13 protein-coding genes are annotated in these 13853 nt (G+C 37.8%); 11 read left to right on the plus strand and 2 right to left on the minus strand.

Features of this window, described 5'->3' with window-relative positions; genetic code table 11:
- Positions 1–112 precede the first annotated feature (112 nt).
- From NF867_RS15580 to kdpA, 5 genes are all read left to right on the plus strand, one after another.
- A complete protein-coding gene (locus NF867_RS15580) occupies positions 113–667 on the plus strand; it encodes a fasciclin domain-containing protein (RefSeq protein ID WP_252589309.1) in 555 nt (184 codons plus the stop codon).
- Between the two features lie 253 nt (positions 668–920).
- A complete protein-coding gene (locus NF867_RS15585) occupies positions 921–2258 on the plus strand; it encodes a sigma-54-dependent transcriptional regulator (RefSeq protein ID WP_252589310.1) in 1338 nt (445 codons plus the stop codon).
- Positions 2259–2332: 74 nt separating this feature from the next.
- Entirely contained in the window at positions 2333–2851 is a 519-nt protein-coding gene (locus tag NF867_RS15590; RefSeq protein WP_252589311.1) for a hypothetical protein, read from the plus strand.
- A gap of 271 nt (positions 2852–3122) precedes the next feature.
- Positions 3123–3200 carry a potassium-transporting ATPase subunit F gene (locus NF867_RS18520; protein WP_380725625.1) on the plus strand — a complete coding sequence of 26 codons (78 nt, stop codon included), beginning with the start codon at positions 3123–3125 and terminating at the stop codon, positions 3198–3200.
- Positions 3201–3381: 181 nt separating this feature from the next.
- The gene (gene kdpA, locus NF867_RS15595; RefSeq protein WP_252589312.1) at positions 3382–5097 is read left to right on the plus strand and encodes a potassium-transporting ATPase subunit KdpA; all 1716 of its coding nucleotides are present in this window, start codon (positions 3382–3384) and stop codon (positions 5095–5097) included.
- 26 nt (positions 5098–5123) lie between these two features.
- Here the strand turns inward: kdpA and NF867_RS15600 are convergent, their stop codons facing one another.
- On the minus strand, positions 5124–5486 hold the full coding sequence (locus NF867_RS15600) for a four helix bundle protein (RefSeq protein ID WP_252589313.1): 363 nt from the start codon (positions 5484–5486) through the stop codon (positions 5124–5126).
- Positions 5487–5566: 80 nt separating this feature from the next.
- On the opposite strand from NF867_RS15600, the gene kdpB reads away from it, so the two are divergent.
- From kdpB to NF867_RS15630, 6 genes are all read left to right on the plus strand, one after another.
- Entirely contained in the window at positions 5567–7606 is a 2040-nt protein-coding gene (gene kdpB, locus NF867_RS15605) for a potassium-transporting ATPase subunit KdpB (RefSeq protein WP_252589314.1), read from the plus strand.
- Between the two features lie 113 nt (positions 7607–7719).
- Complete coding sequence (locus tag NF867_RS15610) at positions 7720–8283, plus strand: K(+)-transporting ATPase subunit C (protein WP_252589315.1); 564 nt, start codon at positions 7720–7722, stop codon at positions 8281–8283.
- 8 nt (positions 8284–8291) lie between these two features.
- Complete coding sequence (locus tag NF867_RS15615; RefSeq protein WP_252589316.1) at positions 8292–9362, plus strand: porin; 1071 nt, start codon at positions 8292–8294, stop codon at positions 9360–9362.
- A 152-nt stretch (positions 9363–9514) separates the two neighbouring features.
- Positions 9515–10639 (plus strand): sensor protein KdpD, encoded by a 1125-nt coding sequence (locus tag NF867_RS15620; RefSeq protein ID WP_252589317.1) that lies wholly within the window; start codon positions 9515–9517, stop codon positions 10637–10639.
- A 2-nt stretch (positions 10640–10641) separates the two neighbouring features.
- Positions 10642–12387 (plus strand): ATP-binding protein, encoded by a 1746-nt coding sequence (locus NF867_RS15625; protein ID WP_252589318.1) that lies wholly within the window; start codon positions 10642–10644, stop codon positions 12385–12387.
- Between the two features lie 145 nt (positions 12388–12532).
- Positions 12533–13045 carry a DinB family protein gene (locus tag NF867_RS15630; protein ID WP_252589319.1) on the plus strand — a complete coding sequence of 171 codons (513 nt, stop codon included), beginning with the start codon at positions 12533–12535 and terminating at the stop codon, positions 13043–13045.
- 462 nt (positions 13046–13507) lie between these two features.
- Here NF867_RS15630 and NF867_RS15635 read toward each other — a convergent pair whose 3' ends face one another.
- A complete protein-coding gene (locus tag NF867_RS15635; protein ID WP_252589320.1) occupies positions 13508–13723 on the minus strand; it encodes a hypothetical protein in 216 nt (71 codons plus the stop codon).
- Between the last annotated feature and the right edge of the window lie 130 nt (positions 13724–13853).

Below are 13853 nucleotides of genomic sequence, written 5' to 3' on the forward strand. Positions count from 1 at the left end.
TGTATATGCCCGTTCTTTTCCCCAAAATTCTCGTAGTCAAATATCAAAACATGATGTAAATCATAAGCTGTTAGTAACTATTAAGATAGTTTTGGGGAAAACTAATTTTACAATGAAAAAAACTTTCTTATTAATTGCTATTTCTGCGGGCATGATCGCCTGCGATGCTCCCCAAAAACAAGCTGGAAACAATATGGAAAGCACTGCTCCAACCGAATCGGTTGGGCAATCGGGGGTAATTGATAATACCTCGAATCCTAATATTGTGCAAACGGCAGTAAAAAGCAAAGATCACACTACGCTGGTTGCGGCTGTTAAGGCTGCCGGATTGGTGGATGCATTGAGCAATGCCGGGCCATTTACCGTTTTTGCTCCTACAAATGCTGCTTTTGATGAGTTGCCTAAAGGTACAGTTGACGAATTGTTGAAGCCTGAAAAGAAAAATGATTTAAGCAATATTCTTGAGTATCATACTTATGTTGGTTCTTTAAGTACTACAATACTGCAGGACGGACAACAGTTTGAAGAGGTAAATGGACAAAAAATAAAAATCAGCAAAAAAGGAGATAAGATCATGGTAAATGATGCCGAAATATTGGCTACTATCCCCACTTCAAATGGTATCATTCACGTAATCAACAAAGTATTGCTGCCACCAGCCAAATAATAAATTGGATTAATCACCCATTCTGTAGTTAAAATAAACTTTTCATCATCAGGCCTTTCCGGATTTCGGAATGGCTTTTTTTAATATGGACAAGCGTCGGCCTGTCGTTTTTATAACCTATTCGAGAGAATTTAAGGTGTTTTACGAACGCTTTTGCCTTCAACCGTCAACCATACCGTACTGTTTTTTAACTAATCAAAAAATTAGAACAAAAACAGTTTATTTTTGATTTTACTGTTTATACTAAATACTGATGTCTGACAAAACCATTTTAATTATTGATGATGAAGATAAACTCAGAGGATTATTATCCCGTATACTTCAATTGGAAGGCTATAAAATCTTAGAAGCATCAACAGGAAAGTCAGCATTGAAAGTTTTGGAAAACGAAAAGGTTCAAGTGATCTTAAGTGATGTTAAACTACCGGATGCAAATGGGGTGGAGCTGACATCACAAATTAAGACTAGTTACCCCTCAACAGAAATCATCGTGCTTACTGCATATGGTACTATTCAGGATGGTGTAAAAGCTATTAAGTATGGGGCCTTTGATTATATAACAAAAGGCGATGATAACGACAAGATCATTCCGTTAGTGAGCAAAGCCATGGATAAGGCCATATTACAGCAAAGGGTTGAGTATTTGGAGAGGAAAGTAAATGCTAGATTCGGATTTGATTTTATCATTGGTCGATCAAAAGCCATACTTAATGTGGTGGAGTTGGCAAAAAAGGTAGCAAAAACAGATACTACCGTTTTGCTATTGGGAGAAACAGGGACCGGTAAGGAAGTGTTTGCGCAGGCTATCCATTATGAAAGTCATCGGAGACAAAAACCTTTCGTAGCTATCAATTGCAGTGCTTTTTCTAAAGAAATATTAGAAAGCGAACTGTTTGGGCATAAAGCAGGTGCATTTACCGGTGCCATAAAGGATAAAAAAGGCTTGTTTGAAGAGGCTGACGGAGGTACCATCTTTCTGGATGAAATTGGAGAAATGAACCCGGATCTTCAGGCAAAACTGCTAAGGGTTCTTGAATCGGGTACTTTTATTAAAGTTGGTGATACGCAAACTAAGCAAGTAAACGTCAGAATAATTGCAGCTACTAATCGCGATTTGAAAAAGGAAACGGATGAAGGGAATTTTCGACTTGATCTTTTTTACCGCCTTTCTGTTTTTCAAATTGTTCTGCCTCCTTTAAGGGAAAGAATGGAAGATATCGTTTTACTTTCCAGGTATTACCTTGAGGAATTCTCAGCCAAGGTCAATCGTCGTATTCAGTCCTTTGATAAGGCGTTTCTCAAAAAACTAGAATCTCATCCTTGGAAAGGCAATATTCGTGAACTAAAAAATGTATTGGAAAGAGCTGTGATATTATGCGATACTGATACGTTAACAGTCGATCTGCTTCCTTTTGAAATGCAGTTTGAAGAAGATGATCAAATGACTTCGACATTTGACCTTCAGACCGTTGAGAAGAATCACATCCGTAAAGTTTTGCTTTATACCAAAGGAAACAAAACTGAAACCGCTCACTTACTAAATATTGGTTTAACTACCCTTTACCGGAAAATGGAGGAGTATAAAATTTAACGGACTCTGTTTTTATTAAAAAGTTTTATTTGGCCTGATTGGTGCAATTATTAATTGAACCAATACAGAATAAAATGAAAATCAAGTCAAAACTAATGCTGGGGTTATGGGTCCTATTTCTGTTAATCCTGTTAATGGGCCTATCGGCTAACATGTATATTTATAAAATGGGTAAGGACTCGAAGTCAATACTCAAGGATAACTACATTTCTATTAAATATGCTAAAGAAATGCTGCAGCAGCTTGACCAAATGAGTAACGCTGAAAAAGCCCAGCAAGCAGCTTCTGTTTTTGAAAAAACGTTAAAACAGGAAGAAAGTAATATCACTGAACCAGGTGAAAAGGAAACCGTAGCACTACTGCGCACTGATTTTGAGCGTTATCGACAAAATCCGGCTTCACCGCAATTAGTAAATGCAATACGTGCAAAGATTTACAAGATTACCGAAGTGAATATGAATGCTTTGGAACGAAGAAATTTGGCAGTTCAAAATAATGTTGAAAGAGCTGTTGTATATGTTTCATTGTTATTGGCAGTATGCATTTTAACCAGTTTTAGCATTATATTCAATATTCCTGAAAACATGAAATAGCAGAAGGATATATTATCATTTTGAAAAAGACCTTTCCATTTTGGAAGGGTCTTTTTTTGTGGCCAGCTTCCTGAAAAAAAATAATCTCCTCAATATCAATATTAAACAGCCTTTCTTTTTTTAAGAATGAAAATGGAATGTCTTTGGTCTTTCAGTTGGCAAATAAATTTTAAAACAATGTTAAATATAATTCTTCCTGGAGCCGGCCTCATTTGCTTTTGGCTCTTTTTCAAGACCATTGATTATTTCGAAAACATTTAAAACTGTAAAAATGATCCCATTATTCATCTTATCCATCGCTGTATTTATTTACATGATTTATGTATTGCTAAAACCGGAGAAATTCTAGTAAATGGCGATAAGTAAATTATAGTAAATGGTGATAAGTAAATTGTAAATAGATAATCTCAACTTCACTATTCACAATTCGGGTGATAGGTAAATAGCAAATAGTTTATCTCAGTTCCATTATTCACCATTCACCATTTACTGTTTTCGCCATTCACCGATAACTATTCACAATTAAAACAATGAAAACAGAAATTATAGGCATAATCAGTACTTACGCACTCACAGTGATCCTTGCCATTCCTTTAGCCAAGTACATAGCGAAAGTTTTTAAAGGAGAAAATACCTGGTCAGATTTTATGCGTCCAATAGAACGCTTGTTCTTCAAACTTTCGGGTATAAATCCAAACCAGGAAATGAACTGGAAACAATTTCTCAAAGCCATGCTGACGATTAACATGGTATGGTTTGTTTTAGGTTTTTTGCTCCTACTTTTTCAAGGAGGTTTACCATTAAACCCTGATGGTAACCCAAATCAAAGTCCTGACCTTGCTTTTAATACCATCATCAGTTTTATGGTAAACTGCGACTTGCAGCATTACTCCGGTGAAACTGGAGTGACTTATTTGACGCAGTTGTTTGTGATTTGCAATCTTATGTTTTTGAGTGCAGCAACGGGTATTTCCGCTTTAGTTGCATTAATGAATGCCTTGAAAGCTAAAACAACTAATAACTTGGGCAACTTTTGGGATATTTTTGTTAAAGCAAATACCCGTATTTTATTGCCACTATGCGTTGTGGTTGCCACAATTTTGATTTTCAATGGCACCCCTGCAAGTTACACAGGTAAAGATTCAATTGTAACTCTGCAAGGTGATAGCGTGCATGTGTCACGAGGGCCTGCGGCAGGAATGATCGCTATAAAACATATTGGCACTAATGGTGGTGGTTGGTTTGGAGCTAACTCGGCTCATCCTCTTGAAAACCCAAATTACCTTACTAATGTAGTTCAGCTTATTGCACAGGTATTAATTCCGATAGCAATGATTTTTGCTTTTGGTTACTACATTAATCGCAAAAAACTATCCTATGTGATTTATGGAATAATGACCATTGGAATGTTATGCCTGGTTATTCCAACCATTATTTCCGAAATCAATGGAAGCCCTGCCATTGAAAAACTAGGAGTTGCACAGCCTACTGGAGCCATGGAAGGTAAAGAAGTACGCTTCGGTCCGGCCATGTCGGGTTATTGGAGTACGGTTACTACCATAATTTCAACAGGATCAGTTAACTCCATGCATGATAGCGCTATGCCAATGTCGGGCATGATGCAGATGCTGGGGATGATGATCAATTCTTTTTATGGAGGATGTGGTGTTGGTATCTTGAATTACTTTATCTATATCATTATTGCTGTATTCATTTCGGGATTGATGGTAGGGCGAACTCCTGAATTTATGGGGCATAAGGTAGAAGCCCGTGAGGTGAAAATTGCCGCTTTAATTACCTTACTAAGCCCGTTGTTGATTCTTGCCGGAACGGCATTAGCATCTTATACACTGGTAAATTATCCGGAAGCAACATGGGCAATAAAACCTGCTAGCTGGCTCAATAACCCTGGTTATCATGGTTTCTCTGAAATGCTGTACGAGTATACTTCTTCTAATGCAAACAACGGCTCCGGCTTTGAAGGTTTGGGTGACAATAATATTTTTTGGAACATAAGTACAGGGTTTGTTCTGATTCTTGGCCGTTTCTTGCCAATCATCGGTCCTGTTGCCATTGCAGGTTTGCTAGCTAATAAAAAGCACATTCCTGAATCAGCAGGCACATTAAAATATGATTCATTGACTTTCGGTGTAATGACGATGGCTGTGATTATCATCATTAACGCCTTGTCATACTTCCCTGCCCTGGCATTAGGTCCAATTGCAGAATATTTGAGTCTTAAGTAAATAGTTAACAGTGAATGGTGAATAGTCTAAATATTTTGTTTCACACTATTAATCAGGCCCATGAGCATTTTGGTAATAGATTCTAGTTCAGCATACACTCTAGTGAATTGTTCTTTGTCTTTAATGAATTCTAATTCATCAGATAATAAAATCAAAGTATCCAATTCGCTTAACGAACCCGAAGCGATGTACAGAAACTGGACAAACTCCTTTTTGGTTTGCCGTGCAGCTCCTTCTGATATGTTTACTGGAACTGAAACTGCTGCTCGTCTTATTTGTGAAATGATTCCAAATTTTTCTTCGGATGGGAAAGATGATGTTAAACGATATAAATCAACTACAAGACGAAAACTGCGTCTCCATACTTCTAACTTTTGATGTGGTTTCATAGATAATGTAAAGGTTGATACTAATTGAATATAAGGAAAAACTATTCACCATTCACTAAAACACCATTCACCAAATTAACATGAAAAGACAACGTAAAGCCCAATTGTTTGAAAGCAGCTCGGTAAAGGAAGCTTTGAAACAGTCATTTATAAAATTGAATCCACGTATCATGGTCAAAAATCCGGTAATGTTTACCGTCGAACTTGGTACAGTGGTTATGCTGATCGTAACGATTTTTGCAGCATTTTCTGCAGACAAAACACAAGGATCGGTTGTTTACAACTTTATCGTATTTCTGATCCTGTTTGTCACGGTACTGTTTGCCAATTTTGCTGAAGCCATTGCTGAAGCACGAGGTAAAGCTCAAGCCGAATCATTGCGAAAAACCCGTGAAGAAACACCTGCGAAACGTATGATTTCTGAAAATGGAAGAGTTGAAACGGTGAGTTCATCTTTCCTTCGTAAAGGCGATATATTTATTTGTGAGCCAGGAGATATAATTCCTACTGACGGTGAAATTATTGAAGGTTTAGCAACAATCGATGAATCAGCAATAACCGGAGAATCGGCTCCTGTAATTCGTGAAGCTGGTGGTGATAAATCATCGGTTACTGGAGGAACAAAGGTGCTTTCAGATAGAATTAAAGTAGAAGTTACCACACAACCAGGTGAATCATTTTTGGATAAAATGATTGCTTTGGTTGAAGGTGCTTCACGTCAGAAAACCCCTAATGAAATTGCCCTGACTATTTTATTGGCGAGCTTTACTTTGGTGTTCATCATCGTTTGTGTAACCTTAAAGCTGTTTGCTGATTATGCGAACACTCCAATTACCATTGCCGCATTCATATCATTGTTTGTTTGCTTGATCCCAACTACGATTGGTGGGTTACTATCGGCAATCGGTATTGCAGGTATGGATCGGGCATTACGTGCTAACGTTATTGCCAAATCAGGTAAAGCGGTTGAAACTGCAGGTGATATCGACGTTTTACTGCTCGACAAAACAGGAACAATCACTATCGGTAATCGTAAAGCAACAGCCTTTTGGCCTGCCAAGGGTGAAGATGAAAAAGCAATGATTGAATGCAGTGTGCTTAGTTCATTAGCCGATGAAACCCCGGAAGGTAAATCAATTGTTGAATTGGCTGGACTCAATGGTGCTGTTTCAAAGCATGTGGAAAACGCTGAATACATCAAGTTTACTGCCGAAACCCGTAGTAGCGGGGTGAATCTGGCTGATGGTCGCAGAATCCGCAAAGGTGCTTTTGATTCGATCAGAAACATTGTAACTGCTGCCGGAAACGACGTTCCTTTTGAAGTTGAGGACCGGGTTAAAACAATCGCCTCAAATGGTGGCACACCCTTAGTTGTTTGCAAAAACGAGCAAGTGATGGGCGTAATCGAATTACAGGATATTATTAAACCAGGTATCTCTGAACGCTTTGACCGCCTACGTAAAATGGGAATCAAAACTGTAATGGTTACAGGAGACAATCCGCTTACCGCAAAATACATTGCCGAAAAAGCTGGTGTTGATGATTTTATTGCCGAAGCTAAACCGGAAGATAAGATGCTTTATATTAAAAAAGAGCAGGCGGAAGGTAAACTGGTAGCCATGATGGGTGATGGTACCAACGATGCCCCTGCACTAGCACAGGCCGATGTGGGTGTGGCTATGAATAGCGGCACCCAAGCAGCAAAAGAAGCCGGCAACATGGTGGATTTGGATAATGATCCAACGAAACTGATTGAAGTTGTTGAAATTGGGAAACAATTGCTAATGACTCGTGGTACCTTAACCACATTCTCCATTGCTAATGATGTAGCAAAGTATTTTGCCATCGTACCAGCTTTGTTTATGGCTTCTATACCTGCCTTACAAAGTTTGAACATTATGAAACTGACAAGCCCTGAATCGGCAATTCTTTCAGCAATCATCTTTAACGCTATTATTATTCCAATGCTGATTCCTTTGGCATTGAAAGGAGTGGCTTATAAACCCATCGGAGCAAGTGCTTTGTTACGCAGAAATCTATTGATTTATGGCTTAGGCGGAATCGTGGTGCCATTTATCGGCATTAAGCTGATTGATGTAGTAATAACAATGTTTTTATAAAATAAGTGAATAGTGAATAGTAAATAGTAAATAGTGAGAAGCAAATAGATAGCTGACTGAACTAATAACTATTAAACATTCACCGTTCACTATTCACCATTAACTAAATTAAAATGAAAAAATATCTTCTTCCATCTATAAAATTGACCATTGTTCTTACAGTGGTATTAGCCGGATTATATCCACTTGCATTAGCAGGATTGGCCAAATTTGCTCCAGGTAATGGCGATGGAGTTAAAGTAACCCTGAACGGTAAAGTGGTAGGTTATGCAAACGTAGGTCAAAAGTTCACTGAAGATAAATACTTCTGGGGCCGACCTTCGGCTGTAGATTATAACGCAGCCGGTTCTGCAGGGTCAAATAAGGGCCCGTCAAATCCGGATTACCTAAAAGTAGTGCAAGGCCGTATTGATACATTTTTGGTTCATAACCCAACGGTTAAAAAGCATGAAATTCCTGCTGAATTGGTAACTGCTTCGGGTAGTGGTTTAGATCCCCATATTTCTCCAAAAGCTGCTGAAATTCAAATTGCCCGGATTGCTAAGGTGCGTGGTATTGAAGAGTCTGAATTGAAAAATTTAGTAATTCAATACACTGAAAAACCTTTGTTGGGATTTATGGGGCCTGAAAAAATAAATGTACTTAAACTAAATGTGGCTTTAGATCAGCTTAAATAATGAAACAAATGAAAAGAACACTAACTGTCATAGCTTCATTTATATCGTTTAATGCTGTTGCTCAAGACGAAAAATCACAAATATCATTTGGCGGATATTTAGAAACTTATTACAGCTATGACTTTAATAAACCAGTTGATGGTAATAAACCTTCATTTATCTATAGCCACAATCGCCACAATGAAGTAAATGTCAATCTAGCTCTTCTTAAAGTATCATATGTTAATGAACGTATACGGGCAAATCTTGCGCTGATGGCGGGTACTTATTCAAATGCAAATCTTGCCGCAGAAAACGGAGTGCTAAAAAATGTTTATGAAGCCAGTGCCGGTTTCAAGCTATCCAAAACAAAGAATTTATGGGTAGATGCAGGAATCTTTGGTTCACACATTGGTTTTGAAAGCGCCATTTCCAAAGATTGCTGGACCTTGACAAGAAGTTTGTTAGCAGATAATACTCCTTACTATGAAGCAGGTGCAAAGCTTACCTACAATTCTGATAATAGTAAGTGGATGTTGTGTGCTTTGCTTTTAAATGGCTGGCAGCGAATTACCCGGGTTTCTGGCAACTCAACATTAGGCGTAGGAACACAAGTTGCCTATAAACCATCCGAAAAATTAACTCTAAACTGGAGCACCTTTATAGGGAATGATAAGCCGGATTCTGTAAAACAAATGCGTTACTACAATAATTTCTATGGAATTGTACAACTTACCAATAAGTTGGGCGTAACTGTCGGATTTGATTATGGTATTGAACAAAAATCAAAAGGCTCAACCCAATACAATAATTGGTACAGTCCGGTATTTATAGCCCGATATGCCTTTAGCGATAAATTTGCAATGGCAGGTCGGGTTGAATATTACCACGATGAAAATGGAGTGATTATAGTCACGGATACCGAGAATGGTTTTAAAACTTTAGGATATTCAGTGAACTTTGATTATTTACCGATAACCAATGTGGCAATTCGATGGGAAGGCAGATTATTAGAAAGTAAAGACAAAATATTTACAAGAGATGAAAGGGCAGTGAATCAGGATGCTTTTGTGACGACTTCTATTGCTATCGCATTTTAGTTATGAATAGTAAATAGTGGATAGTTAATAGTGAATAGAATGTTTTTAGACTTTCTTATCTTTTGATTTTCTTAGTTTTTACCACTTACTATTCACTATTTGTCAATTTACTATTCACTATTTACCAGTTTACTGTTCATTAAATTTGAATTATGCCTGAAAAGGATCAAACGACTCACAATTTTTTAAACCTTATTCGTCAGCCTAACAGAGGCAAGTTTAAGATATACATTGGTATGAGTGCGGGTGTAGGGAAAACTTATCGGATGCTCCAGGAAGCTCATGCTCTTTTAAAAAGTGGAATTGAGGTTAAAATTGGGTACGTCGAAACGCATAGGCGAGCTGAAACTGAAGCTTTATTACAAGGATTGCCAATTGTTCCTCGTCGTAAACTGTTTTACAAGGGAAAGGAGCTGGAGGAAATGGATCTTCAGGCCATTCTTAATCTCCACCCCGAAGTAGTTATTGTGGATGAACTGGCTCATTCAAACATAGAGGGAAGCAAAAACCCAAAACGTTGGCAAGATGTGGTGGATATTTTAAACGCAGGGATCAATGTAATTAGTGCTGTAAATATTCAGCATTTGGAAAGTTTGAATGAGGATGTTGAAAAGATCACAACAATTTCTATTACTGAACGGATACCAGACAGTATGCTGTTAATGGCCGACGAGGTAGTGAATATTGATCTGACAGCTGAAGAATTGGTAACTCGCTTACGGGAAGGTAAAATTTATGAAAAAGCTAAAATTGAAACCGCTCTTGGTAATTTTTTTCAATCAGATAAAATCCTTCAGTTACGCGAATTGGCGCTTAAGGAAGTTGCAAACCAGGTAACACGTAAAGTGGAAACGGAAGTGCCTAAGAATATCAAGTTGCGCAAAGAAGTGTTTCTGGCTTGTATTAGCACCAATGATAAATCGGCTAAAAATATCATTCGAAAAACGGCACGTTTGGCGGCTTATTACCGTTCTACCTGGATGGTATTGTATGTACAACGTTCTGTAGAAAGTGTTGATCGGATTAAATTGGATGCTCAACGACATTTAATTAATAATTTCAAGCTGGCTACTGAATTAGGTGCTGAAGTGATACGGGAAAAAAATGATGACAGGGTTGAAGCCATGATAGCTGTTTGTACCCGATTTGAGGTTACCACCATTTGTATGGGAAAACCACATTTTAACTTTTTTGCGCGATTGACGGGTAATTCTTTTTTTAATCGCCTTATGAAACATATTTCCGAAAAGGATATTGATGTAGTAATTCTGTCTTAACGATGAAACTGATCAACAAATTACGCCTTGGCCTAGGCCTTTTATTTTTCTTCATGCTGCTGGTGTATGGGCTTTCAGCCTATTACCTCCGGAAGTTATCTAAAGAATCAGAATTGATACTTAAGAATAACTACGAAACACTGGAGTTTTCAAAAAACATGATGAAGATTCTGGATCTTTCTGGAGGGATGCTGACGAAGGAAGATGCTTTTAATTTTGAATACAATCTGAAAAAACAGGAAACCAATGTAACCGAGTTAGGTGAAGGAGAATTTACAAAAGAAATTAGAACTGGGTTTGAATCATTGAAAAAAGCTACAGGCAACGAAACAAAAGCTTCAATTAAAGCGGATGTAGAGAAAAGTCTTTATGCAATTATGGATCTAAACATGGAGGCTATTGTTAAGAAGAATAGTATTGCAAGTGAAACTGCGAGGAAAGCGGCTATCTATGTCACTTTAATTAGCTCTTTTTTCTTTCTGGTTGCCTTCAGTTTCATCGTGAATTTCCCCGGGTACATAGCAAATCCAATTAGCGAACTAACGTTTAAAATTAAAGAGATAGCAAATAAGCGATATGATCAACGGTTAAGTTTTTCAAGAAACGATGAATTTGGTGATCTGGCACAGGCATTTAATACCATGGCCTCCAAATTAAATGAGTATGAGCATAGTAATCTGGCGAAAATACTGTTTGAAAAAAGCCGTATCGAAACGATTATTAATAGTATGCAGGATGCGATTATCGGTTTTGATGAAAACAATACAATTCTGTTTGCCAATCCGGTTGCGCTTACTCTTTTAGGTCTGAAGGATCAGGATGTAGTTGGGAAATATGCCCCTGATGTTGCACTTAGAAATGATTTGCTGCGAAATTTATTAAAGGCTGGAAATTCTGAAGATCTGAAGATCTTCGCTGAAAATAAGGAGAGCTATTTTTCCAAAGAGACTTTTCAGGTAACCTCGGAAACAGAAGGCGGCGAACCTAAAATTATTGGCCAGGTGATTTCTTTGAAAAATATTACCAAGTTTCATGAGCTCAACGAAGCTAAAACCAATTTCATAGCCACTATTTCTCATGAGTTAAAAACACCGATTTCGGCCATAAAAATGAGTTTGAAACTGCTGGAAGATAATCGTGTTGGTATAATGAATGAGGAGCAAAAAGATTTAGTGAATCATATTAAAGAAGATACCAGTCGTTTATTAAAAATAACAGGAGAACTGCTCGATCTTTCGCAGGTTGAAACGGGAAACATTCAATTGAATTTCCAAACGATTAAACCAGTTGATATTGTGAATTATGCGTTGGAGGCGGTCCAAGTCCCAGCTTCGCTAAAAGGAGTTACTATTGATCTTAAGCTTGAAGATAAGCTTCCCGAAGTTTGCGCCGATACGGAAAAAACAGCCTGGGTTTTGGTTAACTTTCTTACCAATGCCATCCGTTACAGTCCTGAAAGGTCTACTGTAAATTTGAAGTTGGTGAGGAAAAACGATGCTGTTGAATTTTCTGTAAAAGATTTAGGAAAAGGCATTGATGCGCAATACTTGGAAAAAATTTTCGACCGTTATTTTCAAGTACCCAGTGATTTAAACTCGAAAGGAGGAACAGGCCTTGGTTTAGCCATCTCCAAGGATTTTATTCAAGCCCAACATGGTCAAATTTGGGCGGAGAGCGAACCGGGAATGGGTAGTACTTTTCATTTTACATTGCCGGTAATGAAAATTCCTAAGGAAGGAATCATTTAAATATTATGTTGTTATTGCTGATGTAGTAGGTAATCTTTTCCTCTGTCGTATTCAGCCCCTTTGTTGTCCTGTTTGCACCTTTTCAATAAAACTTAATGCATGTATCTTTAATGTATTATTTGAAACAACCTGTAAATAATTAACTATGGAAACCCTGACAATAAAGGACAGCAGAGTGTATGCGCTTATCACTTTACATGATATGCATACAAAGTTTTATCACAGTGTTCTTGTGGATATTTCTGAAGAGGATGCTCATAATCGTTTAAATACAAAGGCCAATCATGTTGCCTGGTTAGCAGGAAGTTTGGTGAATGAACGATATGAATTGGCTAAGTTACTTGCTCCGGGCTCCACTGAACAGATAAGGAAAACAGCTTCTTATGAACTATTTAAAGATCATAAAGGTATTCAAGAAAATACTGCATATCCAGCACTGGCTGACTATAAAAAAGATTGGGATGCGATCAGTCCTGTTTTGAAAAATTTGCTTGAGAATATAAGCACAGAGAAACTTGATAGCTTATTTGAGATGCCGGAAATGAGCATGCCTTATTATGATCTGATCACCTTCATGACTCATCGCGAATCTTATTGTATTGGTCAAATAGCTTTGTGGCGTCGACTGTTGGGGTATGAAGCAATGAAGTATATGTAAGGATTAGCAAAAAGGAACCCTAATAATAAACCAGCCGCGAGGTTGTTAATTTAATTTAAGAGGCCTTTCCGGAACTCGAAAGGGCCTTTTTGTATTAGAATCAGGGTTGGATTTTGATATGAAGTAGATCATTCAGATCGCTTAGGGATAAAAATTTAATGTCATATGTGTGGTGAGTGCCTTCCATCCCGATAGCTGTCGGGAGGCGGACCGAATGTTCATCCCGGTTCAACCGGGATCCAATTAGTCTACTAGCTTTCAGCATATCGCATTTTAATTATTTCAGTTTCTGGGTTAGCGACCTTTTATTTTTTCGGGCTTGTGCTGCTTAGGGATTGAGAGAGGAAAAATAAGTCCCGATAGTAATCGGGACGTTCCAGAAACGGGGCCAAGCCGGCTCTGGAGGCGAATGATTGCCGAAAGGTTTTACATGAAAATATTTTGTGATAGTAAACAATACTACTACCTCTTTTTAAGCCGGTCGATCTTTTCGCCAATAAGTTGAACGTTTTCGGCCGTTAATTCTTCCTTCGCATTTTCTTCCAGCATCCAGCCTCCGTTTTCCCAACGTATAAAACCGATATACTGATTGTCGCGTGTAATACGGTAAAGGTTCTTTTGAGTCGATCGGGCCTTGTAAATTTTATTCCCTACAAAAGGAATCTGGTATTCATCCATGCCATCAAAACTATCATAATTAAATTGAAATTAAACACGGTTGAGCTTCAATAGTTCTACTTAAAAAAATATTTTAAAAATAATTGGTAAAAATTGAAAGGTACTTACACTAATAGCTAAACAGGTTTTA

Source organism: Solitalea agri, assembly GCF_023914155.1.
Taxonomy (GTDB): Bacteria; Bacteroidota; Bacteroidia; order Sphingobacteriales; family Sphingobacteriaceae; genus Solitalea; species Solitalea agri.